The 25,803-nt window shown below is 72.3% G+C and carries 21 protein-coding genes and 1 pseudogene; 6 read left to right on the forward strand and 16 right to left on the reverse strand.

All coding sequences use genetic code 11. The features are described from left to right. Positions 1 to 8: 8 nt before the first annotated feature. From ACIQKA_RS32460 to uvrA, 3 genes are all read right to left on the reverse strand, one after another. Complete coding sequence (locus tag ACIQKA_RS32460) at positions 9 to 980, reverse strand: hypothetical protein (RefSeq protein WP_383448606.1); 972 nt, start codon at positions 978 to 980, stop codon at positions 9 to 11. A 7-nt stretch (positions 981 to 987) separates the two neighbouring features. Beyond that, on the reverse strand, positions 988 to 1,377 hold the full coding sequence (locus ACIQKA_RS32465; protein WP_375967722.1) for a hypothetical protein: 390 nt from the start codon (positions 1,375 to 1,377) through the stop codon (positions 988 to 990). Positions 1,378 to 1,982: 605 nt separating this feature from the next. Then, the gene (uvrA, locus tag ACIQKA_RS32470; RefSeq protein WP_402543130.1) at positions 1,983 to 4,451 is read right to left on the reverse strand and encodes an excinuclease ABC subunit UvrA; all 2,469 of its coding nucleotides are present in this window, start codon (positions 4,449 to 4,451) and stop codon (positions 1,983 to 1,985) included. Positions 4,452 to 4,780: 329 nt separating this feature from the next. On the opposite strand from uvrA, the gene ACIQKA_RS32475 reads away from it, so the two are divergent. Beyond that, positions 4,781 to 5,740, forward strand: coding sequence for a threonine/serine dehydratase (locus tag ACIQKA_RS32475; RefSeq protein WP_383153748.1), 960 nt, complete (start codon positions 4,781 to 4,783; stop codon positions 5,738 to 5,740). 388 nt (positions 5,741 to 6,128) lie between these two features. Here the strand turns inward: ACIQKA_RS32475 and ACIQKA_RS32480 are convergent, their stop codons facing one another. Genes ACIQKA_RS32480 through ACIQKA_RS32530 form a run of 11 tightly spaced genes read right to left on the reverse strand, consistent with a single transcriptional unit; the run spans position 6,129 to position 17,602 of the window. After that, positions 6,129 to 7,568: an amino acid permease gene (locus ACIQKA_RS32480; RefSeq protein WP_390112686.1), complete on the reverse strand. Its 1,440-nt coding sequence runs from the start codon at positions 7,566 to 7,568 to the stop codon at positions 6,129 to 6,131. 53 nt (positions 7,569 to 7,621) lie between these two features. Further along, on the reverse strand, positions 7,622 to 9,388 hold the full coding sequence (locus ACIQKA_RS32485) for a hypothetical protein (RefSeq protein ID WP_383153742.1): 1,767 nt from the start codon (positions 9,386 to 9,388) through the stop codon (positions 7,622 to 7,624). Positions 9,389 to 9,441: 53 nt separating this feature from the next. Continuing rightward, the gene (gene kynU, locus ACIQKA_RS32490; RefSeq protein ID WP_391097051.1) at positions 9,442 to 10,686 is read right to left on the reverse strand and encodes a kynureninase; all 1,245 of its coding nucleotides are present in this window, start codon (positions 10,684 to 10,686) and stop codon (positions 9,442 to 9,444) included. Next, entirely contained in the window at positions 10,680 to 11,723 is a 1,044-nt protein-coding gene (gene dmpG / locus ACIQKA_RS32495) for a 4-hydroxy-2-oxovalerate aldolase (protein WP_391097052.1), read from the reverse strand. The genes kynU and dmpG overlap by 7 nt, the downstream gene beginning before the upstream one ends. Then, positions 11,720 to 12,580 carry an acetaldehyde dehydrogenase (acetylating) gene (locus tag ACIQKA_RS32500; RefSeq protein WP_383448285.1) on the reverse strand — a complete coding sequence of 287 codons (861 nt, stop codon included), beginning with the start codon at positions 12,578 to 12,580 and terminating at the stop codon, positions 11,720 to 11,722. The genes dmpG and ACIQKA_RS32500 overlap by 4 nt, the downstream gene beginning before the upstream one ends. Before the next feature lie 50 nt (positions 12,581 to 12,630). After that, on the reverse strand, positions 12,631 to 13,653 hold the full coding sequence (locus tag ACIQKA_RS32505) for an amidohydrolase family protein (protein WP_383434932.1): 1,023 nt from the start codon (positions 13,651 to 13,653) through the stop codon (positions 12,631 to 12,633). Beyond that, entirely contained in the window at positions 13,650 to 14,222 is a 573-nt protein-coding gene (locus ACIQKA_RS32510; protein WP_402543131.1) for a 3-hydroxyanthranilate 3,4-dioxygenase, read from the reverse strand. Before ACIQKA_RS32510 ends, ACIQKA_RS32505 begins: the two co-directional genes overlap by 4 nt. Next, complete coding sequence (locus ACIQKA_RS32515; protein WP_383153729.1) at positions 14,219 to 14,638, reverse strand: RidA family protein; 420 nt, start codon at positions 14,636 to 14,638, stop codon at positions 14,219 to 14,221. Before ACIQKA_RS32515 ends, ACIQKA_RS32510 begins: the two co-directional genes overlap by 4 nt. Then, positions 14,635 to 15,405 (reverse strand): 2-keto-4-pentenoate hydratase, encoded by a 771-nt coding sequence (locus ACIQKA_RS32520; protein ID WP_383153727.1) that lies wholly within the window; start codon positions 15,403 to 15,405, stop codon positions 14,635 to 14,637. Before ACIQKA_RS32520 ends, ACIQKA_RS32515 begins: the two co-directional genes overlap by 4 nt. Beyond that, positions 15,402 to 16,226 carry a 2-keto-4-pentenoate hydratase gene (locus ACIQKA_RS32525; RefSeq protein WP_375967747.1) on the reverse strand — a complete coding sequence of 275 codons (825 nt, stop codon included), beginning with the start codon at positions 16,224 to 16,226 and terminating at the stop codon, positions 15,402 to 15,404. Before ACIQKA_RS32525 ends, ACIQKA_RS32520 begins: the two co-directional genes overlap by 4 nt. After that, positions 16,223 to 17,602: a 2-hydroxymuconic semialdehyde dehydrogenase gene (locus tag ACIQKA_RS32530; RefSeq protein WP_383434998.1), complete on the reverse strand. Its 1,380-nt coding sequence runs from the start codon at positions 17,600 to 17,602 to the stop codon at positions 16,223 to 16,225. Before ACIQKA_RS32530 ends, ACIQKA_RS32525 begins: the two co-directional genes overlap by 4 nt. A 237-nt stretch (positions 17,603 to 17,839) precedes the next feature. Here ACIQKA_RS32530 and ACIQKA_RS32535 point away from each other — a divergent pair, with 237 nt between their 5' ends. Continuing rightward, positions 17,840 to 18,793 (forward strand): LysR substrate-binding domain-containing protein, encoded by a 954-nt coding sequence (locus ACIQKA_RS32535; RefSeq protein WP_402543132.1) that lies wholly within the window; start codon positions 17,840 to 17,842, stop codon positions 18,791 to 18,793. Positions 18,794 to 18,860: 67 nt separating this feature from the next. Beyond that, the gene (locus ACIQKA_RS32540; RefSeq protein WP_402543133.1) at positions 18,861 to 19,559 is read left to right on the forward strand and encodes a hypothetical protein; all 699 of its coding nucleotides are present in this window, start codon (positions 18,861 to 18,863) and stop codon (positions 19,557 to 19,559) included. Positions 19,560 to 20,056: 497 nt separating this feature from the next. Here ACIQKA_RS32540 and ACIQKA_RS32545 read toward each other — a convergent pair whose 3' ends face one another. Then, positions 20,057 to 21,244, reverse strand: a complete 1,188-nt coding sequence (locus ACIQKA_RS32545) for a PP2C family protein-serine/threonine phosphatase (RefSeq protein ID WP_383434948.1) — start codon at positions 21,242 to 21,244, stop codon at positions 20,057 to 20,059. A 50-nt stretch (positions 21,245 to 21,294) separates the two neighbouring features. On the opposite strand from ACIQKA_RS32545, the gene ACIQKA_RS32550 reads away from it, so the two are divergent. Continuing rightward, positions 21,295 to 21,804 (forward strand): MarR family transcriptional regulator, encoded by a 510-nt coding sequence (locus ACIQKA_RS32550; RefSeq protein ID WP_391097056.1) that lies wholly within the window; start codon positions 21,295 to 21,297, stop codon positions 21,802 to 21,804. Between the two features lie 276 nt (positions 21,805 to 22,080). Here the strand turns inward: ACIQKA_RS32550 and ACIQKA_RS32555 are convergent, their stop codons facing one another. Then, complete coding sequence (locus ACIQKA_RS32555; RefSeq protein ID WP_375967731.1) at positions 22,081 to 22,548, reverse strand: hypothetical protein; 468 nt, start codon at positions 22,546 to 22,548, stop codon at positions 22,081 to 22,083. Positions 22,549 to 23,155: 607 nt separating this feature from the next. Here ACIQKA_RS32555 and ACIQKA_RS32560 point away from each other — a divergent pair. Beyond that, entirely contained in the window at positions 23,156 to 25,246 is a 2,091-nt protein-coding gene (locus ACIQKA_RS32560) for a GAF domain-containing SpoIIE family protein phosphatase (RefSeq protein WP_402543134.1), read from the forward strand. 336 nt (positions 25,247 to 25,582) lie between these two features. After that, positions 25,583 to 25,693: pseudogene (locus tag ACIQKA_RS32565) on the forward strand (transcriptional regulator); the annotation flags it as partial. Positions 25,694 to 25,803 lie beyond the last annotated feature (110 nt).

The raw sequence follows: 25,803 nt of genomic DNA on the forward strand, positions 1-25,803 counted from the left end.
CCAATGGCTCAGACGGCGGGCGGTACTTCGGGATGCTCGTACGCGTTCGGTGGCGGCAGCCCCTGCCGCCAGGACGCGCACAGGGCCGAGGCCAGGATCCGCTCCTCGTCGAGGCCGGCCGGCAGCGGAAGGTGCAGAGCCCGCAGCAGGTCGAAGCGGTGCAGGTCGAACGCGGTGTGGACGGCGTCTCCGTGGGCGACTGCCGCCTGGACGGCACCGTGGTAGGCGAGGCAGGCGACGGCCAGGGGGATCAGGACGAGGGCGAGCCACCACCCGCTGGACCACAGCAGTACGGCGGTGGCAAGCGCGGTGGCTCCCCCGGTGACGGCGAACCGCACGGCGCCGTCCAGGGAGTCGCGGGAGTCGTCGACGAGGGCGCGGGACCGGTCGCCGAGGACCGGGTAGAGCCGGGACCAAGCAGCCGCCGCGTCCCAGCCGTGGTCACGGCCTGCGGTGTCGAAGGTGGCGGTCAGGACGTTGCCCAGGGCGGTGGGCCGGACGAGGTGGTCGGGCAGCGGGTACCGGCGCCGCAGGCGCGCGGCGGCCGCACCGGCCCGCTGCACGGCTGCCGCCGTCACCTCCGGCGGCGCCCCGTCACCCGCTGCCAGGGGCAGGACCGTACGGCGTTCGAGGCGGGCCTTGCGGCGGCGCTGCCGGGCGCGGCAGAGCCCCGCGCCGAGGGCGTCCGGCCAGCCGCCCTGGAGCAACCGCACCATGGCCAGTTGCAGGGGCTGGAAGACGACGGCGACGACGGTGACACCGGCGGCGATCAGCACGATCTCGCCGACACCGAGTCCGGCGGCGGTGCGCCAGGCGCGGCGCATCGACAGGGCGCCGGGGGCGCCCGCCCAGACCAACCACAGGATGCTCAACGCCCCCGCGTAGGTGGGGAGGTAGGAGACGAGGAAGAACCGTCCGGAGCCACCCGAGGCGAGACCGGCGGGCGCTGTCGCGACGGCGGCGAGGCCGGTCTGGCTCATCGGTGGCTCACCGCAGTTCCATCGCCCCGTGGCCGTCCGCCTCGCACCTCGGCCGGTACCGCTCGTCGTAGAAGGCGGTCCAGGCCGTCCGCTCGCAGGACGGACAGCGGAAGGTCAGCACGGTGTACTGGGTGGATTCGACCGGCTGGCGGCCGCGGTCCTCCTCGCCCGCGCCCCGTACGACCCCGAGGGCGCGCACGGTGCTCAGGTGGGCCCGGGTGCTGATTCCGACGACGGTGCCGTCCACGACGAGGACCACACGGTCCAACGCCGGCCGGGTCGCGAACAGCAGGTCGAGCGCGCCGGCGGTGCCGTCCAGGGTGGCGCCGTCCGGCACCTCCAGCCGTGCCGCGCCGTCCGGCGCCGCGGCCGGCCCCACCAGCATCGCGTACTTCACTCCAGTCCCCCACGGCTTCCGCTCGGCTTCCCGGTCGGCTGCCAGTCTGCCCGACCGGTGTGGTCGTTCGGACGGTTTCCTGGAGGAGGTGGAGGCGGTGGAGGCGGTGGAGGAGGTGGAGGAGGTGGAGGCGGTGGGGCACGGCGACGGCCTTCGGCCCTTTGGGGGTGTCTGTTCGCCCGCAAGGCCGGAAGGGAGACATCGGGGGAGGGGCGAAACCGGGCATCGGAGTCGGCGCGGAAGGCCGGGATCGCCCGTCAGGTCGGCGGCGATGCCAACGCGCTGAAGGGCAGAGGCGCCATGGTGCCGCCGTCGACTCGCTTGTGTCCGCCTCCGTGCGGGCGATCGGCGCTCTTCCAGAAGACGAACGCCTGGTCGGTGTTGTTGACCGCCGAGAACCGCCACGACTCCCACCGGTGGGCCTTTCCGATCTCGCGGCCGCGCTGGTCACGGACGTGCCGACAAGGGGACGTGCCGACAAGGGGACGGGCCGCTCGGTGAGGGGCTTGTCACCGGCGGATTCGCAGCCGGCCGCTGCTTCTCCGGACGTTCTGCCGAGCACGGCCGGTTGCGCTCGTGGCCGGGTTGGAAAAGGCCCACCGTCGTCAGGAGCGCGTGAGCCGGGCCGCGAGATAGGGGGCGGTGGCGCTGCGCCGGGCCTTCGCCACTTTGGCCGGCGGGCCTGCCGCGACCACCCGCCCGCCCTTGTCGCCGCCGCCCGGGCCGAGGTCGACGACCCAGTCGGCGGTGGCGATCGCGTCCAGGTCGTGCTCGACGAGGACGACCGTGTTGCCGGCGTCGACGAGCCGGTGCAGCTGTCGCAGCAGGAGCGCGGTGTCCGCGGGGTGCAGCCCCGCCGTCGGCTCGTCGAGCAGGTAGAGCGCGTGCCCGCGGCGGGCTCGTTGCAGCTCGGTGGCCAGTTTGATGCGTTGCGCCTCACCGCCGCTGAGTTCCGTCGCGGGCTGGCCCAGCCGCAGGTACCCCAGTCCCACCTCGCGCAACGTCTCAAGGCCGCGGGAGGCGGCGGGGAGGTCGGACAGGAACTCGGCGGCGGCGTCGACGGACAGCGACAGCACTTCCGCGATGTTCTTGCCGCGATGGGTGACTTCCAGCGTTTCGGCGTTGTACCGGGCGCCTCCGCAGGTCGGGCACGGCGCGTAGGTGCCGGGCAGGAACAGCAGTTCCACCGCGACGAATCCTTCGCCCTGGCAGGTCCCGCACCGTCCCTCGGGCACGTTGAAGGAGAACCGTCCGGCCGAGTAGCCGCGAGCCCTTGCTTCGTCCGTTGCCGCGTACAGTCTGCGCACCGCGTCGAACATCCCGGTGTACGTGGCCAGGTTGGACCGGGGCGTTCGGCCGATGGGCCGTTGGTCGACCCGGACCAGCCGGTCGAACGACTCGACCCCCGACGCGTCCTGGACGTCGACCTCCAGCTGCGCCTCGCCGGGCTCCCCGGGCGCGACTCCGAGGTGGTCGCGGACGACTTCGGCGAGCACCTGCGTGACCAGCGTCGACTTCCCGGAACCGGACACGCCGGTCACCGCCGTCAGTACGCCGAGCGGTATGTCGACGGACACGTCGTGCAGGTTGTGGCGGGAGACGCCGCGCAGGTGCAGCCAGCCGTGAGGGGCGCGCGGGCGGTGATCGAGCGGCCGGGCACGCCCGAACAGGTAGTGGCCCGTGGCCGAATCCCCCACCTGCTCCAGGCCGGCGACCGGGCCGCTGTACAGCACGCGTCCGCCGTCCTCCCCCGCACCGGGGCCGATGTCGACCACCCAGTCCGCCCGCCGTACCACGTCCATGTCGTGCTCCACGACGAACAGCGAGTTGCCCGCCGCCCTGAGCCGGTCCAGTACCCTCAGCAGCGGTTCCGCATCAGCCGGGTGCAGGCCCGCGGAGGGTTCGTCGAGGACGTAGACGACACCGAACAGCCCCGAGCGCAGCTGGGTGGCGATCCGCAGGCGCTGCGCCTCGCCCGGTGACAAGGTCGTCGAGCGGCGCCCGAGGCCGAGGTATCCCAGGCCCAGGTCGAGCAGCACCTCGATCCGCGCGACAAGATCGCCGCAGATCCGGACCGCGGCCTCGGTCGTCTCCCCGGATCGGGCGGCCGACGTGGTGGCCTCGGCCTCGGACCGCTCGGCGACGGGTCGCAGCAGCGCCGCGACCTCGGTGAGCGGCATCGCGTTGATCTCGGCGATGGAACGTCCGGCGAAGGTCACGGCGAGCGCCTCGGGCCGCAGTCCGCTGCCGTGACACGCGGGGCAGGGCACACTCCTGACGAACCGCAGCGCCCGTTCGCGCGTCTTCTCGCTCTTGGAGTCGGCGAGGACGTGCATGACGTGCTTGCGGGCGCTCCAGAACCTCCCCTGGTAGCCGTAGTCGACGCGGTCCTCCTCCGGCTCGATGTACACGGAGGGCTGCTCCTCCGTGTACAGCAGCCAGTCCCGGTCCTTCTTCCTGAGTCGGCGCCACGGGCGGTCGATGTCGATCCCCAGGCCGTTCACGACACTGCGCAGGTTGGCGCCCTGCCAGGCGCCCGGCCAGGCGGCGATCGCCCCCTCGCGGATGCTCAGCGAGGGATCCGGGACGAGCAGGTCCTCGGCGACGTCGTGCACGACGCCCAGTCCGTGGCACTGCGGGCAGGCGCCGGCCGCGGTGTTGGGGGAGAACGACTCGGCTTCCAGCCGTGCGGCCCGGGGCGGGTGGGTGCCGGCTCGGGAGTACAGCAGGCGCAGCAGATTCGACAGGGTGGTGAGGGTGCCGACCGTCGAGCGCGAACCGGGCGATCCGCGTCGTTGCTGCAGGGCCACGGCTGGTGGCAGTCCGGTGATCTCCTGCACGTGCGGCACGCCGGCCTGTTGCAGCAGCCTTCGAGCGTAGGGTGCCACGGACTCGAAGTAGCGCCGCTGGGCCTCCGCGTAGAGCGTGCCGAACGCGAGCGAGGACTTGCCCGAACCGGAGATGCCGGTGAAGGCGACCAGCGCGTTCCGCGGAACGTCGACATCGATGTTCCGCAGATTGTTCTCGCTGGCCCCACGGACATGCACGAAGGGGTCGGTCGCGTTCTCGTTCACGGTTCCTGATTACCCGATCGAACCGTGAACCGCGCGCCAGGCGCCGTCCCCGGGTCCCGGTCCCGGGACGCGTTCGCGTGTGCTTCACCGTGGACGTGCCGGGCTGGTGCTCGTGATGGTGCACGCAACGGTGTGGCCGGGTGGTGGGCCGGGTTCCTCCACGGGGGATCGCCCCGTACGTGCGGCAGGCGGGCGGCATGGGGTGATCGGAGGGCCGCGCTGTCGATCGCCGTGCGCGGGCGAGGCCTTCACGTGGGTGCCGCCCTTCTACCGTGGGGGGCACGGATCCCGGTCACCGCGGTCCGGATCATGTGACGGAGGCGAATGTGTTGATCACCGTTGCGGACGTGGAAGCCGCAGCCAAGCAGATCACTGGACATGTGCTGCGGACCCCGACAGTGCCGAGCCCTGGGCTCTCCGCGTTCCTGGGTGTGCGTGTCACCGCGAAACTGGAACTGTTGCAGCGCACCGGTTCCTTCAAGGCACGCGGTGCGACGGCGAAGCTGCTCGCGCTCAGCGAGGCCGAACGGGCTGCCGGAGTGGTGGCGGTGAGTGGCGGCAACCACGGCATCGGGGTGGCGGTCATGGCCGGCGTGCTGGGTGTGGAAGCGACTGTCGTCATGCCGCGGTCCGCCCCCGGCCGTGCGGTGGACATCGCCGAGGCCTCCGGAGCGAACGTCACCCTCGTCGACACCATGGACGGCGCGTTCGCCCTCGTGGAGGAACTGCGGGCCAAGGGGCTCACCCTGGTCCACCCCTTCGACGACCCCGTCGTCATCGCGGCTCAAGGCACGGTCGGTCTGGAGTTCGCGCAGGACGCCGGGGAACTCACCGACGTGCTCGTCAGCATCGGCGGTGGGGGACTGATCGCCGGAGTCGCCACCGCGCTGCGCGCGCGTCGTCCCGGCGTACGGATCTGGGGCGTGGAAACCGACGGTGCGAGAGCCATGTCGGCGGCCTTGGAGGCAGGCGGGCCGGTGCCGGTCGAGCTGTCCTCGATCGTCTCGACCCTGAGCGCCCCCAGCGTCTCCCCGATCACCTACGAACACGTCTCGGCGCTGGTCACCGATGTCCTCACGGTGACCGACGCCGAGGCCGTACGGGGCACCCTCGACCTGGCCGACCACGCGAAGGTCTGGGCCGAGCCTGCTGCCGGCTGTCTGCTGCCCGCGGCGCGCCGGGTGCTGGAACGCGTCGGTGAGGACGCCAGGCTCGGTCTGGTGCTCTGCGGCGGTAATGCGACGACCGCCGACGTGACCGCCTGGGCCGAGCGCTTCGGGCTGCGCTGATCCCACAGGCTTCAGCAGCCGCTCAGCCCTCGGCGGGAGAACCTGGCGGTCACCGGCGTCAGGTGGTCGTGCTCGACCCTCACCGCGGAAGACCAACGGTCGCGGAGCCTTGAGACTCGCAGGCTCCTGTTCGAGGCGGCGGAGCTCCGCGGGCGGCGCCGGTGACCGGCCAGCCGTACGCGGTGTGCTTCTCCGCCACGCCTCCGTCGGCCGGCTCTCCCCCACCTACCGGACCAACCGCTCCTGCGCCGCTTCCGCTGTTCCTCGACACCCGGATCGGCGGGCGGCCGGGCAACACCCGTGCCGACTGACCCGGAGGACGACGACGGCCGTCCGGTGCTCGGCTTCGACGACGAGGCCGAGCGAGCCGTCCTCCTCGTGCGCGAACTCACCAGGGGCGCCGCCGTGCTGTCAAGGCGTAGCAGGCGAGGAGGGCGAGGGTGAAGGCGATGCCGATGACGGCCGCCTGCCGCATGTCGGGCACCTTCACCGCCGTCGCCGCGACCGCGAGGACGCCGAGCCCCGCGACGACCGCGAGCTTGTCGCCGCCCCGGACGGAGAAGCCGGTGAATTCCCCGGGGTGCGCGGCGCGGTGGCGCCGGAAGGCGACGTACGAGGCCAGGATCAGCAACCACACCAGCATCACCGCGAAGATCGCGATCGACATCATGATGCCGAAGAGGCCGCTGACGTCGTAGAAGGCGAGCAGGGCTGCGGCCGCGATGCCCAGGGTGGACGCGGCGATCGCGACCGCGGGGACGCCCCGGCGGTTGAGCCGGGCGAGCGGCTTCGGCGCGAGGCCGTCGTCGCCGAGCGAGTGGAGCAGCCGGGAGGCTCCGTACAGGTGGGCGTTGGCGGCGGACATGGCGGCGATGAGCACGACCGCGTTGGTGACGGTCGCCGCGGCGGGCACGCCGATCTCGGAGAAGACCCGGACGAAGGGGCTCGCCTCGATGCTGCCGTCGCCGTCCGCCATCCGGCGCCACGGGATCAGGGCCAGCACCAGGGTGATGGAAAGCAGGTAGAAGAAGCCGAGCCGCCAGGCCAGTTGGCGCATCGCGGTGCGTATGGTGCGTTGCGGGTCGGCCGCCTCGGCGGAGGCGATGGCGACGACTTCGAAGCCGGCGTAGGCGAACATCACCACGGACATGGCCAGCCAGATCGAGCTCAAGCCGTGTGGAAGGAAGCCGCTGTCGTCGGTGAGATGCGCGAAGCCGGTGGCCTCGGTGTCCGGCAGTCCGAAGAGGACCAGCAGGGCCGCGCAGAGGATGAAGGCGCACAGGGCTGTCACCTTGATGCTGGAGAGCCAGAACTCGGTGGTGCCGAAGGACTTCACGCTGATCACGTTGACCGCGAGGACGACCGCCGCGACGGCGAGGATCGCCACCGACATCGGCACCCCCGGCCACCACCAGCGGATGTAGAGCGCGGAGGCGACGACTTCGGTGCCGATGACGACGACGGCGCTGAACCAGTACAGCCAGCTGCTGAGGAAGCCGGCCCAGGGGCCCAGGTAGCGGCGGGCGATGGTGCCGAACGAGCCCTGGACGGGATGGGCGGCGGACATCTCGCCGAGCAGCACGGCGATGATCGCGACCAGGACCGCCCCGATCACGTACGAGACGATGACGGCGGGACCGGCGACGGACATCGCCGAGCCGGAGCCCAGGAAGAGGCCGGTGCCGAGCGCGGAGCCCAGCCCGATCATGGTGGTCTGCCGGTGGGTGAGCGAGCGGACCAGCCCCTTGCCGGAGCCGGAGCCGGGGGCGGGTCTGGCTCCGTCGGCGGCCACCGGGACGGGGGGTGCGGAGTCGCTGGGTGAGGCCATGGCGGTGGGGCCCTTCTGCACGGGGGTGGACAACGGAGGGGGAGGGGGAGGGGTCAGAACTCGCTGTTGCGGAACGGCTTGGCGGGGGCGTCCAGGTCGGGCTTGCCCAGGACCTTCGACGACAGGGCGTAGATGCCGTGGTTGGTCAGGACCCAGGCGATGTTGCGATCCCACTCCACGTAGACCCCGTGGGTCTGGTTGCCGTACGCGTAGTCCGCCGTGTCGCGGCCGTACGCCTTCGGCACGAAGTACGCGGAGATCTCCGGGTCGGCCGGGTCGGACACGTCGAAGAACTGCACGCCCGCGTTGTAGAAGCCATAGCCGAGGACGCCGGCATCGTGCTTGCCCGGGTTGGTGTAGTAGCCGGTCCGCTTGGGGCCGAAGCTGCCGCGCCGCTGGCAGTAATCCGTGAAGCCGGCCGGCTTGGGCGGCACCGGGCGGGGGAGGACGCCGACGACGCGGGGGTTCTTCGGGTCCTTGGCGTCGATCTGGTAGACGTCCTTGTAGGGCTCGTAGCAGTCCTCGGTGAGCGGGTAGCCGGAGTAGTAGATCATTCCGGTCTTCTCGTACTGGGAGACGTCGATGTTGTCGCCCTCGGTGCCCGAGACCGACGCCGGGAGGTCGAGGTGGCTCACGGTCCGCAGGTTCGAGGGGTCGGAGACGTCGAGGACCGTCAGGCCGTAGCCGCCCATCGCGGCGAAGGCGTACCGCCCGCCCTTCTCCACGGGCTTGGGCAGGAAGAGCGGCATCCGGGCGCCCATCCAGCTGGTGCGGTTGCCGCAGCGCGGGTTCTTCCGGTAGGCCGCGGCCTCTCCGGTGCGCTGCCCCGGCAGGTGCCAGGTGTCGAGGAGCCTGGGGCGCGCCGGGTCGGTCATGTCCCAGGACTGGTAGCCGGCCGAGTGCAGGTTGGTGGGGTACTCGGTGCCGGAGTAGGTGTCGTCCGGCGCCGTGGCGATGAACATGTACTTCTCGCCCGTCCAGTACGGCACGTCGATCGAGCCGGAGCCCTGCTGCGCCGACGCCGGGTCGCTGCGCAGCGGGTCGGCCTGGGCGGAGTCGGTGGAGACGGTCGCCAGGAGCTTCCAGTCCTTCTTGCGCGGGCCGTCCAGGCGGTACACCTTGAAGCCCTTCAGCCCCGGCTTTTCCCGCAGCTTCCGCACGCCCTCGGGGTTGTTGTACTTGTCGAGCGGCGGGTGGTCGGAGAGTTCGGAGATCTGCCGCTTGCTCTCGAAGCTCTGCACCATGACGTAGGCGTTCAGCTTCCTGTTCCACTGGATGGTGGAGGCGCCCCAGTAGTCGTGCGCCGCCCAGTCGCCGTTGGCCCGGCTCTCGTCGCCGCCGACGTCCTCGCGGCTCAGCTTCTCGACGACCCTCACCTTCCGCACGTCGGTGACGTCGTAGACGCGGCCTTCGGAGCGGTCGTACTGGAAGAGGTAGCGGCGGCCGTCGAAGTCGACGACGTTCTGCCAGGTGTGGAAGTAGTCGGGGGTGAAGCCGGCGCCCTCGTAGGCCGCTTCGACCTTCATGTTCTTGATGTACGAGCGGGTGTCGTACTGCGCCCTGCGCCCCGGGAAGGGGTGCTCGGACTCCTCGTCGACCGGGGTGAGGGCGGGGTGGCGGAACGTGCCGTCGAGCTGCATCCCGTACGCGCCCGGGTCGGCCGGCCCGGGGCGGCGGTCGGCGCACACCGCGGGGACGTTCGGGTCGGTGGCGGCAGCGGTCGCGGTGTCCGCACCGGACGCACCGGGGGCGAGCAGGCCGGCGGTGACGGCGGCCGCGGCGATGGTGGCGAGAGCCGTGTTCCTGCGGGTGAAGCGCATCGGACGGTCCTTTCGGGGGCGGGGGCGGGGGCGGGGAGCGGGCGGGTGGGGGCTCAGGTGACGGTGGGGCGCCGCTGGAACGCCGGGGCGAGATGGGCCCCGGAGGTGACGATGTCGCGCAGCTCGACCACCGCGCGCAGGACGTCGGCGTGCGACACGTACAGGGCGTTGAAGCCGAAGCGGAGCAGGTCGGGGGTGCGCATGTCGCCGATCACACCCCGTGCGGTGAGCGCGGCGACCAGCGGGTACGCCTCCGGGTGGCGCAGCGCGACCTGGCTTCCCCGGCGCTCCGGCTCGCGCGGGGTGGCCGGGGTGAAGCCGAGGCCGTCCAGGAGGGCGTCGGCGCACTCCTGGAAGAAGCCGGTCAGGGACAGGCCCTTCTTCCTGACGTCGGCCATCGCGACGTTGTCGAAGGCGGTGAGCGCGGCCTCCAGGGCGATCAGGGAAAGCAGCGCGGGCGTGCCGATCCGTGCCCGGGTGATGTCTGCCGCCGGGGTGTAGGCGCCTGCCATGGCGAACGGTTCGGCGTGCCCGTGCCAGCCGGTCAGCGGCTGGTCGAACGCGTCCTGGTGGCGGTGGGCGACGTACGCGAACGCCGGGGCACCCGGCCCGCCCGACAGGTACTTGTAGCCGCAGCCGACCGCGAAGTCCGCCTCCACCGCGTCCAGCTCGACCGGCAGCGCGCCCGCCGCGTGGCACAGGTCCCAGTGCACCAGGGCCCCGGCGTCGTGCGCGGCGGCGGTGAGCGGGGCCATGTCGTACAGCTCGCCGGTGCGGTAGTCGACCGGCGCGTACGCGGCGACGGCGACGTTCCCCGCCTCGGCGGCGAGCACGGCGGCGGCGTCCCGGGCCGGCACCCGGCGCACGTCGAGGCCGAGGAGCCGGCCCACCGAGTCGGCGATGTACTGGTCGGTGGGGAAGTGGTCCGGGTCGGTCAGCAGCAATCGGCGACCGGGGCGCAGCCGGGCGGCGGCCAGCAGGGTGTTGAAGAGCTGGACGCTGGTCGAGTCCCCGGCCACGACCTGCCCGGGGGCGGCGCCGACCAGCCGTCCGATCGTGTCGCCGGTCCGCACGGGCGCCTCCCACCAGCCGTTGCCGTTCCAGGAGCGGATCAGGTCGGTGCCCCACTGGCGGTGCACCGCGTCCTCGACGGCCGCCGGAACGGCGGCCGGCAGGGCGCCGAGGGAGTTGCCGTCGAGGTAGACGACGCCCTCGGGGAGGAGGAAGCGGTCCCGGACGGCGGCGAGCGGGTCGGCGGCGTCCAGGGCGGCGGCGCGGGTGGTGAGGTCGGTCAGCATGAGGGAGCTCCGTGATCGGGACGGGCAGGGGCGGCGGGGTGGGCGAGGTCGAGGGCGATGTCGGTGAGCAGGTCCTCCTGCCCGCCGACCAGGCGCCGCCGGCCCGCCTCGACGAGCAGGTCCCGGGTGTCCAGGCCGTGGCGGGCGGCCGTCGCCTCCGCGTGCCGCAGGAAGCTGGAGTACACCCCCGCGTAGCCGAGCGTCAGCGTCTCCCGGTCGACCCGCACGGGCCGGTCCTGGGTCGGCCGGACCAGCTCCTCGGCGGCGTCCATCAGAGGAAAGAGCGCGCAGCCGTGCTCCCAGCCCATCAGGTCGAAGACCGCCACCACCGGCTCCAGCGGTGCGTTGCCCGCGCCCGCGCCCTGCCCGGCGAGGGAGGCGTCGACGCGGTGGGCGCCTCCCTCCACCGCGACGATGCTGTTGGCGACGCCGAGACCGAGGTTGTGATGGGCGTGGATGCCGATCTCGGTGGCCGGATCGAGCGCGTCGCGGTAGGCCCGGACCCGGTCTCGCACACCGTCCATCGTCAGCCGGCCGCCGGAGTCCGTGACGTACACGCAGTGCGCGCCGTAGGACTCCATCAGCCGTGCCTGCGCGGCCAGTTCGGCGGGCGGGGCGAGGTGGGACATCATCAGGAAGCCGGAGACGTCCATGCCCAGTTCGCGGGCGAGCGCGATGTGCTGGGCGGAGACGTCCGCCTCCGTGCAGTGGGTGGCGACGCGGACGGAGGTGACGCCGAGCGCGTGGGCGCGGCGCAGGTCGGCGGCGGTACCGATGCCGGGCAGCAGCAAAGTGGTGAGCCGGGCCCGGTCGAGGACCTCGGCCGCCGCCTCCAGCCACTGCCAGTCGGTGTGGGCGCCGGGCCCGTAGGTGAGGGAGGAACCGGAGAGGCCGTCGCCGTGGGCGACCTCCACGGCGTCCACACCGGCCGCCTCCAGCGCGGCGGCGATCGCCCGTACCTGGTCGAGGGTGTAACGGTGGGAGACGGCGTGCATGCCGTCCCGCAGGGTGACGTCCTGGACGTAGACCCGGGTCATCGGCCCGTGCTCCGTTCGGCCAGGCGCTCGGCGGTGCGCAGCGCGGCGGCGGTCATGATGTCGAGGTTTCCCGCGTAGGCGGGGAGGTGGTGGGCGGCGCCCTCGACCTCCAGGTAGACGGAGACGAGCAGCCGGGCCCCGCCGCCGAGCCGGACCAGCGGGTCGTCGGCGGCGAGCGTCCGGAACTGCGGCTCCTGCTTGAGCCGGTAGCCGGGGACGTACGCGGCGACGGCGGCGGCCGTCGCGCGCACCGACGCGGCGATCCGGCCGGTGTCCGCGTCGTCGACGAGGCAGTGCACGGTGTCCCGCATGAGCAGCGCCGGTTCGGCCGGGTTGAGGACGATGATCGCCTTGCCCCGGGCCGCGCCGCCGACCCGCTCCAGGGCGCGGGAGGTCGTCTCGGTGAACTCGTCGATGTTGGCCCGGGTGCCCGGCCCGGCGGACCGGGAGGCGATCGAGGCGACGATCTCCGCGTAGTGCACGGGGGTGACGGCGGCGACGGCGGCGACGACCGGCACGGTGGCCTGCCCGCCGCAGGTGACCATGTTGAGGTTCTTCGCGTCCAGGTGCTCGTCGAGGTTGACGGACGGGACGACGTAGGGGCCGATGGCCGCCGGGGTCAGGTCGATCAGGGTCTTGCCGTACGGGGCGAGCGCGGCGGCGTTGCGGTGGTGGGCGGCGGCCGAGGTGGCGTCGAAGACGACGTCGATCCCGTCGAAGCCGTCCATGCCGATCAGCCCGGCGACGCCGTCGCAGCTGGTCGGCACGCCGAGCCGGCGGGCCCGCGCGAGCCCGTCCGAGTCCGGGTCGATGCCGATCATCGCGGCGGCGGTCACGAGCCCCGAGCCGCGGATCATCTTGATGAGGAGATCGGTGCCGATGTTGCCCGATCCGATGACGGCGGCCTTCACCGCACGGCCTCCTTCAACAGGGGGGTCAGTCCGAAGAAGCGGACGGCGTTGCGGCCCAGGACGGCCTCCCGCTCGGCGGGGGACAGGGCGCTCTCCCGCACCAGCCGGCCGATGGACTCCTCGCCCAGCGGGAAGGGGTGGTCGGAGCCGAGCAGCACCCGCTCCGCGCCCATCACGTCCACCAGGAGCCGCAGCGCGCCCGGGTCGAAGACGGCCGAGTCCACGGCGAAGCGCCCGGTGTAGTACGACGGCGGGTGCGGGCTGTCGGCGCGCACGATGTCCCGCCGGTGCCAGGCGTTCTCCGCCCGCCCCAGCAGGTAGGGGAAGCTGCCGCCGCCGTGTGCGAACAGCAGGCGCAGCGACGCCGGGAGCCGCTCGAAAGCACCGGAGAGGATCAGCGAGAGGATCGTCAGGTGCGTCTCGCCCGCCATTCCCGCCAGCCAGGCCAGCATGTAGCGGGAGTGGCGCGGCCCGGCGGGCAGGTCCCACGGGTGGACCAGGACGGCCGCGTCCTCGTGCGCGCAGTGCGCAAGGAATTCGAGGAGGGCGCCGTCGTCGAGGTCGCGGTCGCCGAGGTGGTTGCCGATGTGGACGCCGTGGAAGCCCTCCCGCATCGCCTCGGTGACCATCGCGCAGGCCGCCTCGGTGTCCTGGAGCGGCACCTGGCACAGCGGGGCCAGCCGGCCGGGGGCGTGCGCGGCGTACCGCAGCAGGTGCCCGTTGACGCTCCGGCACCAGTCGGCGGCCCGCGCCGCTTCCAGGCCGTAGCCGAACAGCAGCGGCGTGCTGGACAGCACCTGCACGTCCACCCCGAGCCGGTCGAGGTCGGCGACGCGGGCGGCCGGGTCCCACAGGGTGCGGCGCACCGGCCGGTACTCGGAGGCCCCGGCCATCATCATCCCGGCGTCGGGGCCGTCCGTGGTGCGCAGCCATGGGCCGTCCTCGCGACCGGTGATCCGGCGCGACTCGGCGCGGCCGATCTCGGGGAAGACGTGCGCGTGGACGTCGACGACGGTCATGCGCCGCCCGTCTCGTCGCGCCGGGTGCGGGGCCGCAGCTCCTCGGGCCAGTCCCTGCCCGGGTGGAGGGCGCCGCAGTGCCCGCAGGTGCGGGCGGCCTCGTCGGCGTGGAAGGCGGAGAAGACCGGCGGCAGGTCGTCCACGATCGAGGTGAGCTGCACCTCGCTGCGGTGCACCAGGTGGTGGCACTGGACGCAGTACCACTCGAAGGCGTCGCGGTGGCCCTGCGGCCGCGCGAACTCGACGACCAGGCCGATGCTGTCCTCCTCAGGCCGCTGCGGGGAGTGCCGCAGGTGCGCCGGAGCGAGGAAGACGTCGCCCTCGCGGATGTGGATGTCGTGCGGCGCCCGGCCCTCCTCCTCCATGACGCGGAGCACCATGTCGCCCTTGAGCTGGTAGAAGAACTCCTCGATGGGGTCGTCGTGGAAGTCGGTGCGGCGGTTGGGGCCGCCGACGACCGTCACCATCAGGTCGGCGTCCTGCCAGATCTGCACGTTGCCGACCGGCGGCTTCAGCAGGTGGCGGTGCTCCTCGATCCACGCCTGGAGGTTGAACGGTCTCATCGTCATCGCTGCTGTTCCTTGTCCTGCGGGAGATGGGCCACCGCGCTGATCTCGATCAGCAGGTGGGGATGGGGGAGCTGGTGGACGGCGACGGTGGTCCTGGCCGGCCCGCTCTCGTCGAAGTACTCGGCGTAGACCTCGTTGTAGCCACCGAAGTCGTTCATGCCGACCAGGTAGGCGGTCACCGACACCAGGTCGTCCAGACCGCCGCCGACGGCGGCCAGGAGGGCCGCGATGTTGTCCAGGACCGCCCGGGTCTGGGCCCGGATGTCGAGGTCGGTGACGCCCATCGGGTCGGCGCTCGCCCCGGTGAAGCCGCCGTCGGGGCGGCGGGAGCTCGTACCGGAGACGAAGACCAGGTCGCCCGCGCGCCGCAGGTGGGGGAAACGGCCGCGCGGCGGGGCCGCGCCGGGGACGATCACGCCGCCTCCCCGGTGGTGAGGGCGACGGAGCCGAGCCGGGCCACAGTGGCCCGCACGTGCGTCCCCGGCGGCAGTGGTACGGCGGCGGTCGCCGCCCCGGCCAGGACGACCGCCCCCGGGGCGAGCGGGCCGGCCAGCCGGGCGGCGGCGGCCAGTGCGCGCAGCGGGTCGCCGAGGATCGCGGCCGTCGAACCGGTCTCGGCCGGGCGGCCGTCCACCTCCAGCACCACGCCCAGGTTGGCCAGGCACCGCAGTCCGCCCGGCCCGGCCGCCGGGGTCCAGGGGCCGAGCGCGTACCCGGCGGCGGAGGTGTTGTCCGCGATCACCTCCGGCAGCGAGAAGCGGAAGCCGTCGTAGCGGGAGTCGATGACCTCCAGCGCGGGGGCGACGGCCGCGACCGCCGCCGCCGGATCGCCGCCGGGGGCGAGGACCGAGCCGAGCAGGAAGGCGATCTCGGGCTCCACCCGCGGGTGGATCAGACCGGAGACGTCGTAGCGACCCCCGTCCGGGATCTCCATCCGGTCCGTCAGCCGCCCGTGGATCAGGTCACGGACGCCCATCTGCCGCATCTTCGCGGCGCTGGTGAAGCCCAGCTTCACGCCGGTGGGCCGCTCGCCCCGGGCGTACCGCCGCGCCAGCAGCGCCTCCTGCACCGCGTACGCCTCCGCCGTGCCGGTCAGGCCGCTGCCGCCGCCGGGCAGCGGGCGCGCCTGTCGGGCGGCCGTGTCCAGCTCCTCCGCCAGCGCCTGCGCGTCCGTCGGGTTCATCGGGGGTCTCCTTCCTCTTCCCCGGCGGCGTGTCCGAAGGCCGCGCGCACCGAACCGAGCCCGTCGATACGGGCCTCCAGCACGTCGCCCGGCGCCACGGCCGTCATCGGCCCGAGCGCCCCCGTGAGCACGGTGTCCCCGGCCCTCAGCGGCCGGCCCAGCCGGACGAGGGTGTCGGCCAGCCAGACGGCGGCGTGCAGCGGGTGACCGAGGCAGGCGACGCCCGCGCCGGTGGAGACGGGCTCGCCCCGCCGCTCCAGGACCATCCCGGCGTTCCGCAGGTCCACGTCCCGCAGGAGCACCGGACGGGTGCCGAGGACGTACGCCCCGCTGGAGGCGTTGTCGGCGATCGTGTCCACGGCGGTGATGTCCCAGTCGCGGATCCGGCTGCCGACCACCTCGACGGCGGGCAGCGCGAAGGCGGTCGCCCGGATCACGTCGGCCACCGTGTGCCGCTCGTGCCCGAGGTCCCGCTCCAGGACGAGCGCCACCTCGGCCTCGGCCCTCGGCTGGAGCACCGCCCCCCGGGGCAGCTCCGCGCCGTCCGGTACGGCGGTGTCATCGAGGAGGGCGCCGAAGTCCGGGGTGTCGACGCCGAGCTGGCGCCGCACGGTGGGCGAGGTCAGACCGACCTTCCAGCCGGTGATCCGGCGGCCCGCCGCCAGCCGGCGCTCGGTCAGCAGGGACTGCACGGCGTAGGCCGCGTCCAGGTCGCCGGCCGGCAGCAGGTCCCGCACCGGGGCGCACGGCACGCCGGTGCGCCGGGCCCTCTCCAGGCGCTCGGCGGCAGCCTCCACCACCGTGTTCTCGGGGCTCGTCACAGCTTCACGCACACATTCATCGGCTCGGAGAAGAAGTCCAGGGAGTGCTCGCCGCCCTCGCGCCCGATGCCGGACGCCCTCACCCCGCCGAACGGGGTGCGCAGGTCGCGCAGGTTCCAGGTGTTGACCCAGGCGATGCCCACGTCGAGCGCCGGGGCGACGCGGTGGGCACGGCGCACGTCACCGGTCCACACCGTGCCGGCCAGGCCGTACGGACCGGCGTTGGCCAGGGCGAGCGCCTCCTCCTCGGTGTCGAACGGCGCCAGGTGCACGACCGGGCCGAAGATCTCCTCCCGTACCGCAGGGTGGTCCTCGGGCAGCCCGGTCAGCACGGTCGGCTCCACCCAGAAGCCGCCGTCCCGCTCGTCGCCGAAGCGCGGCACCCCGCCGCCCGCCAGCACCTCGCCGCCGTCGGCGGCGGCCCGTTCCAGGTGGCCCAGGACCTTGTCGCGGTGGGCGGCCGACACCATCGGGCCGTAGCCGGACAGTTCCTTCGCCCCGGCGGCCAGCGCCGACGCGAACGCGTCGAACACCGGCCGCTCCACGTACACCCGTTCGGTGCACAGGCAGACCTGACCACTGTGGGTGAAGGACGACCGCAGCGTGCCCGCCACCGCCTCCTCCAGGTCCGCGTCGGCGAAGACGAGGCCGGCGTTCTTGCCGCCGAGCTCGAAGGAGACCGGCGCGAGCCGGGCCGCCGCCGCCCGCATGATCGTGGAACCGGTACGGGACTCGCCGGTGAAGGCGACGGCGTCCACCCCGGGGTGCTCGGTCAGCCACTGACCGGCCGCGCCCGCGCCCCGCCCGTGCACCAGGTTGAACACGCCCGCCGGGACGCCCGCCTCGGCCATCACCTCGGCCAGCAGGCAGGCCGTGCCGGGGGTGAGTTCGGACGGCTTGGCGACGACCGTGTTGCCGGTGGCGAGGGCCGGTGCGACCTTCCAGGTGAGCAGCAGCAGCGGCAGGTTCCACGGCGAGATCACCGCCACGACGCCGAGCGGCTTGTGCACCGTGTAGTTCAGCGCGCCCCGCCCGTCGGGCGTCGGGGTGTGCCAGGACCGCTCGCTCCGCCCGACCAGCAGATCCGCGTAGGAGCGGAAATTGGCCACCGCACGCGGGATGTCGACCGTCGAGGCCAGCTCGCGGGGCTTGCCGGTGTCGGCGCACTCGGCGGCGGTGAACTCCTCGAAGCGGGCCTGAATCCCGTCGGCGATCCGGTGCAGCAGCCGCGAGCGCTCCGCCGGGCTCCACCCGGCCCACGGCCCGCGCAGTGCCGCGCGGGCGGCCGTCACAGCCTGGTCGACCAGCTCCCGCGACGCCTCCGGCACCGCGCCGGCGGTGCGTCCGGTGACCGGGTCCACGAGCGGGAACGGCATGCCGGACGCGTCGAACCCGCCTCCCACGTAATGCCGCACGGGTGAACTCACCTTGCAGACCTCCGTTACTGAGCCGGGGACTGTCCGAAACTCACCCCCGGGGCGTGCCGGTATAGTGCGCCCACCCAGCTATGCCGATCCAATGCCGATCGGTAAGAGAGCCATAGCAACCCTGGTATGTCACAGTGCGGCCCCGCTCCGGGGCGGCCCACCGCCTCCCTGGAAGGAGCCCCTGCGATGGACCTCCTGGACGGCCGACTGAAGTTCCGGCACCTGACCCTGCTCATCGCGGTGTACGACCACGGAAGCGTCGTACGGGCGGCGGAGAGCCTCCACCTCACCCAGCCCGCCGCCACCCGCACCCTGCGGGAACTGGAAGCCATCGCCGAACTCCCGCTCTTCGTCCGCGTACCCCGCGGCATGCGGCCCACCGTCTACGGCGAAGCACTCGTCGGCCACGCCCGCACGGTCGTCGCCGAGATCCGACGGGCCAGGGAACACCTCACCGGACTGCGCCGGGGCCAGGACGGCACGGTCACCGTGGGCACCCTGCTCGCCGGCGCCAACGTCCTGCTGCCCCGAGCCGTGGCCCGCCTCAAGAAGGAGCGTCCCCGGCTCACCGTCGTGGTCCGCGAGGGCACCCCCGACGTCCTCCACCCAGCCCTGCTCAGCGGCGAACTCGACCTCATCGTCGGCCGCGTGGGACCCGCCCCGTGCGGCGAGGCACTGCGGCAACGGATGCTCTACCGCGAGCCGATCCGGCTCGCCGTCCGCGCCGGGCATCCGCTCCTGGCGGAAGGACCGGCCGGGGGAACCGTCGCCCTCACCGACGCGCTCGCCCACCCGTGGATCCTGCCGGTCGAACAGACCGCCCTGCGCCAGGAACTGGGCGCCCTCTTCGTCGGCCGGGGCCTGCCGCTCCCCGCCGACCGGGTGGAGTGCACCTCCATCCTCACCATGCGGGCCCTGCTCCTTCAGACCGACATGGTCGCGCTCCTGCCCGAACTGGTCCTGCGCGACGACGAGCACCTCGCCGCGCTGCCGGTCGAACTCCCCTCGGTGGGCCGCACGGTAGGAGTCACCGAGGCCGCCCACCGCACCCGTACCCCCGCCCTCGAAGCCCTCCTGCGCCACCTCGACGAGGAGGCGGCGCTGCTCCGCGCGAGCCTCGGCGCTGGCGCGCAGGGGTGACGGGGCGACCGGCCCGGGGCGGGGCGGTGCCGCAGTCCGCGATCTGGTCACCGCCACCCGCCGAGCCATGACCATCACCACGTGGCAGGTGTCGGCAGAGGTCTCGCGACGCCGCCGCGGCGACGCGCAGGGCCTCACCGACCACGTCGATCCCGTCGTTCCGGAAGAGGCCGGGGAACAGCAGGACGAGACGGGGACCGTGGTGGCACTGTTCGTGCGGGAGATCCGTCCGGCCCGTTCGCCCGCCGCGCCCGGGCCTCAGCAACAGGGAGGGAAAGCAGTGCTGGTCACCTTCGTCACCGCCGCCCTGGCCATCCTCGGCACGCTCCTCGGCGCGATCGTCTCCGGCCGGTTCCAAGAGCGGGCCGCCGAGCGGGCCGTGCGCATCGGTCACAGCGAGACGATCCGCCGCGACCGCTTGGAGGCGGTCACCGCACTGGCTGTGGCCGTCAGCGACCACCGCCGGACCCTGTGGGACCGGGGGGAGGCCATTCTGAAAGGTGCGGACGCGGAGCTGATTCAGGCGCTGCGTGTCGAGAGCCGGGCGACCCGGGCCGCGGTCGCCCGCCCGCTGGTGAGCATGCGCGTGCTGATCACCGACCGGACGGTGCGGGAGGCGGCCGACCACATGATCACGCTGACCTATGCGATCCGCGAGGCACTCGACGACGCCCAAGCGCTCGCCACCGCCCGGCAGGAGGCGGTGGCCGCCCACGACGAGTTCGTGAACACCGCCGCCCGCTACCTCACGGCCCAGACCGGCTGAACGCCTGCTTCCCGTCCGGTGGAGGGACAACCCCGCCGGGCCGGCTCGCCGCTCCTGGCGGACGAGAGGGCCGGCGGCCGGGCGGTCGATGGCACCGGTGTCGCGGGCCGCGCACAGCTCCGGGCGGACCGGCCGCCCGTGTCCGTCGTTCTCCGGCGCCACGGCGCTCACGATCGGGTCACCCCCGCAGGGCGAGCACTACGGCAGACGACCGGACGGCCTGATCCCCTCCGTACCCGGCCCCCCGCCGGCGCCCGGGGCGCGCTGGACCGCCCATGGCCGACCGCAACGGAAGGGCTGCCGCAAGCTCCGCAGCGTGAACGCGCCGGACTTCTCCCGGGCAGCCCTGGCGGCAACCGCGATGACGTGACCCAGCTCGTTCCGCTGCTCGAAACGGGAAAGCGCGCCTGCTCCAGCCGTCTCTGCACGCCCTGGACAGGCAGGCGCTGCGATGTGCGGCGCAGGGGCCGGGGCCGGACGGTCGTCCGAGGACCGCGCTACGAGGCGTTCTCCCGGGCGTCGGGTCGTCCGCGCCAGTCGAGGCAGACGACCATGGCGTCGTCGTCGGGATCGATCACGCCGCGGTGACCGGCGAGCTCCTGGAGGACGGCGCGGGGGACCTGGGAGGCGGGCAGAAGCCGGGTACTGGTCAGGGCCCGGGCCAGGGCCCGTTCGCTGTACCGTTCCCCGGACGGGGAGGCGACATCGTAGACCCCGTCGCTGACGAAGACCAGACGGTCGCCCGGCTCGGTCTGGAACCGCTCGGCCGTGTAGACGGTGTCCTCGAACATGCCCAGGGGAAGCTGGGCGTCCAGTTCGACCTGCTCGACCTTTCCGCGCCGCACGCGCCACATCTTCGGTGATCCGGCGTCCACGATCTCCGTGGCGCCGGTGGCCAGGTCGAAGCGGAGCAGCAGCACCGCCAGGTGTTGGGTTCCCCGGTGCTGTCCGTAGATCGCTTGGTCGGCGAGGTAGGCCTGGTCGGCCAGGGGCAGGCCGGCCCGGCGGGCGTTGCGCAGGGCGTTGACCGCGAGGTTGGTCAGAAGTGCCGCCTCGATGCCTTCGCCCATCCCGTTGGTCACGGTCAAAGTGAGATCCCGAGAGGTCGTCGACCAGTCAAAATTGTCACCGTAGATCGCGTAAGCGGGTTCGAGCTGTGCGCCGATTTCATACTCGGGACGGGCACACGAACGTCCGGGAAGAAGCTGCCACTGCATCTCGGCGGCGAGTGTGAGCCGGTCGGCGCGCCGGGCCTGGAGGTAGAGATCGGTATCGCGTTCGCTGACGATGATCTCGTGGCCGAGGATTTCCGCGATCTGCGTCAGCTCGTGGGCGGTTTCGGAGCCGTCCTGCCAGGAGGGGAGCCGCAGGCTGAGGACCCCGATGCGATCGCCGCGTACGCTCACCGGCAGATGCACGACCACGGAGCCGTTCTTTCCCTCGGCCTCGATATGGGGCTGCTGCCAGTTGAAGGCCTGCCCGGGAGCGCTGGAGTGGACAGGAATTGGTTCGGTCGTGTAGGGGAGGGATGTGACCGGTTGCAGTATGGTCATGGCGTAGTCGGCCATGAGCAAGGTGACGTCAGTGGCGTCGTACTGTGTGTTCAGCTCCTCTTCCAGGGCCTGGAAAAGGGCGTCAGGAGTGGCGGAGCGCAGAGCGCGTTCGACTGCGATGAATCTGTGCATGGTTGGGTTACCACCTAGTTTTAAAGCATATGCGAAAGGAAGCTCCTCTCATGTCTGGGCGACCGGAGGAAGCGCTGCGACAGGGCGGTACGGAGGGATCCGTCGCCAGTATTGCGCGTGATGTTCTGGAGCTCCTGGAGATCCTGTGGCATCAGGGGGAAGCGGTCTCGACGGCCCCGCTGTCGTCGTCCCAGGTCCGTGTGCTCTATGTGCTGGAGCGTGGGGGAGTGATGAACCTGCGCACTCTCGCCGCGGAGCTCGACTCCATGCCGCCTTCGGTCAGCCGGATGTGCGACCGTCTGCACGCGGTGGGCTTCATCGAACGGACCCACAGTCCCTCCGACCGCCGCGCGCTGGAGCTCAGGCTGTCACGCCGGGGCGCGAGCTATCTCGAATCGCTTCGGGCCCGCCGCGAGGAAGTCCTGCAGCAGTTGCTGGACAAGATGACCACCGCCGAGCGGACCATGCTGATGCGGGGGCTGGTCGGAGTCCAGGCAATGACCCGCGGTGTCGCGTCGGGTCGCACCGAACCGGGAGCCCTTGCCTCGGAATCGGCCTGAGGCCGCCGGATGCGCCGATGGGTGCATGGTTTCCGCCTTCCCGAGACCGGCTCTGCGGCTCACGCTCCGTCACCGATTCCTTCCTCCACCAGATACTTGTCAAACGACAAGTATTGCCTGAAGGCAACTATAGGGGAGGCAGGCTCCCGCGAGGGCGGACAGGGGCGCACGAAGGTGATCCTCCCCCAGCGGCGGCCGGCTTCGCGTACCGGCATGGGGCCGCTCCGGCCGTGGCGGCGCGGAGAGCCGACGCGGTCCCGCCGGTTCGAGGGGCCTTCAGGGGGTCCGCCGGTCCGTGCGGGGCTTTCGCGACTGCCGAAGCGAGGCGTCGTCACCGGTAGCGAGCGGGTCCTCGGCGGCCCGGACGTCGAGGACGCCCGGCACGACGTGCCGCATCAGCGTCTCCAGGCGTTCGGCGCGCAGTTCACCGAGCAGCGAACGACCGGCCTCTGTCATGGCCAGGGCTCTGCCCCTGCCGTCACCCGATGCCGCGGTGCTGGCCACCGGCCCGGCCCGTGCCGTCCGGGCGGTCAGGCGGCTTATCGAGGTGTCGGGAACGGAGAGCAGGCGGGCCGCCCGCCCCGGAGGCATCGGGCCGGAGCGTTCCAGCAGGGTCAGCAGCCGGTAGACGAGGCTGGCGGGATCATGCCGGATCTCCAGGTTCTCCCACAGCCTCAGCAGCGCGGCGATCACCTCCGCCTCGCGGTCCGGGAGATCAGCGGTGCTGTCGGGGTCATCGTTCATGAGCAGGCGCACAATCGGAGGTTTTTCTTCCAGTTTCCCCGAACAAGCCTTCTCATGCCCGCCGGAAGGCAGGGCGACCGCCGGAACCCCCGCGGTGCCCTTGCGGCGGGCCTCGCGCAGGAGCGGCCGATCGGGTCGCGTCGGGCGATCCCGCTACGGGCCGCACCGGGTCGTTCCGTCACGAAGAGCCGGACCCCGCGCTGATGTCCGCCCGCTCCGCGGCACAAAACGATCGGCTCCGGACGCTCCGGACATCCCTGCCCCGAAACCGTCACGTACGGCTACGGCCCTGGTCCCTCGCGCCGAGGTGGAGGCCGCAGGGAGGCCGGCAAAGACCATGACTGCTCTGTGTCCGCGCAGGGTCAAGCCCTGCCCGGCCGCCGGAGGCGCATGCAACACTTGCCTCAGGGCAATAATTGTCTTCAGTGAAGTTGGCTCGGAACATATCCGCTGTTCCGCGATGCGGAACGGTAGGAAATACAGGCATATGGTGACGCCAGGGCAGAGTGCAGACGCGGCGGCACCCCCTCCTGCGGAGGCGGCTCCGATCCCCGAAGAGCTGCCCGGCATCGAACTGGCCCACGTGCTCGAGCACCTTCCCGATGCGGTGACGCTCTCTCGCGCCGTACGGGACGCCGCGGGCCTGGCGGTGGACATGCGTCTGGAGTACATGAACGCGGCCGCCCGAGCAGGTCAACCGGACGGTGCCGCGCCCCTGGGCGGTCTGTGCGGCGAGCTGTGGCCGCAGATGACGCACAACGGGTCCTTCGCCGCATGCATGCGCGTGCTCAACACCGGAAGGGCCGAGCACGGGGCGTTCCACTGGACCCAGGCCAGCACCTACCGGGCGGCCGACTACGAGTACCAGGCCACGCGTCTGGGATCGGACCATCTGCTGTGGGTACTGCGCGACAACAGCGAGCGCGTCCTCAGGGCGGAACTGCTGGCTCGGCTCACCGCGGCTCTGACCGCGGCCGGCACGCTCGCCCACATCATGACGATCCTCACCGAGGAGGTCATGCCCGCCGTCGGAGCGACGGTCGGCGCCGCGGTCCTCGGCGAGCCGGGCAGCGACCGGTACACCGTGCGCCACATCCACGACGCCGAACAGCCCACCCGGGCCCCCGCCCCCTTCAGCGTCACGGCGCCCTACCCCATGGCCCACACCGCCAGGACCGGACAGGCCCTCTTCTTCACCGATCCGGCCGAGCGGACCGAGGCGTTCCCCGAGGCGGCCCCCTTCTTCTCCGAGCGGTACCACTCGACCGCCGTCCTGCCCCTTGCCACGGAGGATCACCTTTTCGGCGCGGTCAGCTTCCACTTCGGCGTACGGCACGACTTCGCCGATTCCGAACGCGGCTTCCTGGCCGCTGTCGTCGGGCAGTGCGCACAGGCCATCGAACGCGTGCGCCTGCACCAGGAAGCCGCCCGCAAGCAGGCGCAGCTCGAGGCCCTCGCCGAGATCAGCGCTGTCCTGGCGGAATCCTTCGGCCCCGGCCCCATCGCCCCCTTCGACACCATGGTGGCCGCGTTCGTGCCCAGGATCGCCGACGGCTGCCTCATCTACACCGTCGATCGGACCGGACAGCCCGAGCTCGCCGCCCTGGCCCACACGGATCCCGCACAGCGGCAGGCGCTGCGTGCCACGCTCGAAGAGTTCCCCCCGCGCCTGGACGCCGAGGGCGGGGTAGGCGCTGTCATCCGCACCGGGCGGCACGAACTGGTCACCGATGTCCCCTCCGAACTCGACCGCCTCGCCCGCAGTCCGCAACACCGCCTCGCCCTGCACAAGCTCATGCCCGCGGCCTCCTGGCTGGCCGTCCCCCTGAGGCGGCCCGAGAGCGTCGTCGGGGCCATGGTCCTGATCCAGAGCCCTCCGGCACACACCCTTTTCACCGAGCGCGACGTCCCCTTCGCGCGGGAACTCGCGCGCCGGGCGACACAGACCCTCGTGCAGGCCCGGTACCTCGCCGTACAGAGCGAGGTGGCCCACTACCTGCAGCAGAGCCTGCTTCCCCCCGATCTGCCCCACATGCCCGGCGTGGAGATCGCTGCCTGCTACCACCCGGGAGACCAGGGAACGCTCGTCGGAGGCGACTTCTACGACATCGTCCCCACCACCCCGACGTCGTGGGCCCTGACCATCGGCGACGTCTGCGGCAAAGGGCCGACGGCCGCAGCCCTCACCGGCCTCGTACGGCACACCGCACGCGCCGCAGGACGCTGGAACAGCGAGCCACGCGCCGTCCTCCAAGCCGTCAACGACGCGATCATCGCCGGCAGCTCCGCCCACATCTTCTGTACGGCGGCCCACGCCGACCTGGAGACGAGCACCTCACCGATGCGCCTGCGCCTCGTCCTGGGCGGCCACCCCCACCCCCTGCTGCGCCGGGCCGACGGAACCGTCGTACGAATCGGTACGGCGGGCACCTTCCTGGGCGTCCTCGCCGACCCCCCGCTGCACACCACCGAAACCGACCTGTACCCCGGCGACCTTCTCCTCTTCTTCACCGACGGCGTCACCGAACACCGTTCGGGCACCTCGATGTTCAGCGAAGAGGGCGTGCGTGACCTCCTGGCATCCCTACCCCGTTCGTCTGCCGCCGAGACCGTAGCCGCTCTCGAAGAGAGGGTCATCGCTTATGGAGCGAAAACCCCTGAAGACGACATCGCCATGCTTGCCATACGCATCGTGTGAGGTGCGTAGCGGGCAAGACCGCCCCAGGAAATGACGTAGGCCGTGGCGGCCGAGCAGGAGAAGCGCGGCGCCGGGCGCCATGTGACGCAGCGCCGGTTCGTCACCGTGGAGGACTTCACCCGCGGGCACGCCCCGACGGGCGGGTCGCGCATGCTGCCGGCTCGGTGATCCTGGCCGAACGTGCCGGCACGAGTGCCCCCTCTCTTCCTCGCCGCGCACGAGGTGCGTCGGCACCGGCATCGGCGACTCCGCCAGGTCCTCGTGCGACGCCACCCCGTCCCGCCGTCACCCGATCGGCACTCGGTGCACCACGGCCCGCCTCCCGCCTCGACGCTTGCGATCATCGCCACCGGTTTGCGGCACTGCCTGACCGATGGGGACACGGCTGCTTCCGGTGACCGGGAGCGGATGCGCACTCGGCCGGAGAAGCTGTTCCTTTCGCCGGCCCGAGCCGTGGCGCCGCGACGCCGGGCCACCCGCCCGGTTCGAGCGGTCGGCCGCGCGGCCTGGCACACGGCGAAGGGGAGGGATCCGGCTCCGGATCCCTCCCCTTCGCC

It is taken from the genome of Streptomyces sp. NPDC092045 (assembly GCF_044756005.1).
Classification (GTDB): domain Bacteria; phylum Actinomycetota; class Actinomycetes; order Streptomycetales; family Streptomycetaceae; genus Streptomyces.

Excerpts from the sequence above, each read along its gene's own strand:
- ACIQKA_RS32505 (WP_383434932.1), bottom strand. The coding sequence starts at position 13,653 with ATGACCGTCGTCGACGTCCACGCGCACGTCTTCCCCGAGATCGGCCGC.
- ACIQKA_RS32530 (WP_383434998.1), bottom strand. The coding sequence starts at position 17,602 with ATGCCGTTCCCGCTCGTGGACCCGGTCACCGGACGCACCGCCGGCGCG.
- kynU (WP_391097051.1), bottom strand. The coding sequence starts at position 10,686 with ATGCTGACCGACCTCACCACCCGCGCCGCCGCCCTGGACGCCGCCGAC.
- ACIQKA_RS32550 (WP_391097056.1), top strand. The coding sequence starts at position 21,295 with ATGTCTGGGCGACCGGAGGAAGCGCTGCGACAGGGCGGTACGGAGGGA.
- ACIQKA_RS32535 (WP_402543132.1), top strand. The coding sequence starts at position 17,840 with ATGGACCTCCTGGACGGCCGACTGAAGTTCCGGCACCTGACCCTGCTC.
- ACIQKA_RS32500 (WP_383448285.1), bottom strand. The coding sequence starts at position 12,580 with ATGATCCGCGGCTCGGGGCTCGTGACCGCCGCCGCGATGATCGGCATC.
- ACIQKA_RS32520 (WP_383153727.1), bottom strand. The coding sequence starts at position 15,405 with ATGAACCCGACGGACGCGCAGGCGCTGGCGGAGGAGCTGGACACGGCC.
- ACIQKA_RS32510 (WP_402543131.1), bottom strand. The coding sequence starts at position 14,222 with ATGACGATGAGACCGTTCAACCTCCAGGCGTGGATCGAGGAGCACCGC.
- ACIQKA_RS32540 (WP_402543133.1), top strand. The coding sequence starts at position 18,861 with ATGACCATCACCACGTGGCAGGTGTCGGCAGAGGTCTCGCGACGCCGC.
- ACIQKA_RS32460 (WP_383448606.1), bottom strand. The coding sequence starts at position 980 with ATGAGCCAGACCGGCCTCGCCGCCGTCGCGACAGCGCCCGCCGGTCTC.
- ACIQKA_RS32480 (WP_390112686.1), bottom strand. The coding sequence starts at position 7,568 with ATGGCCTCACCCAGCGACTCCGCACCCCCCGTCCCGGTGGCCGCCGAC.
- ACIQKA_RS32545 (WP_383434948.1), bottom strand. The coding sequence starts at position 21,244 with ATGCACAGATTCATCGCAGTCGAACGCGCTCTGCGCTCCGCCACTCCT.
- dmpG (WP_391097052.1), bottom strand. The coding sequence starts at position 11,723 with ATGACCCGGGTCTACGTCCAGGACGTCACCCTGCGGGACGGCATGCAC.
- ACIQKA_RS32485 (WP_383153742.1), bottom strand. The coding sequence starts at position 9,388 with ATGCGCTTCACCCGCAGGAACACGGCTCTCGCCACCATCGCCGCGGCC.
- ACIQKA_RS32555 (WP_375967731.1), bottom strand. The coding sequence starts at position 22,548 with ATGAACGATGACCCCGACAGCACCGCTGATCTCCCGGACCGCGAGGCG.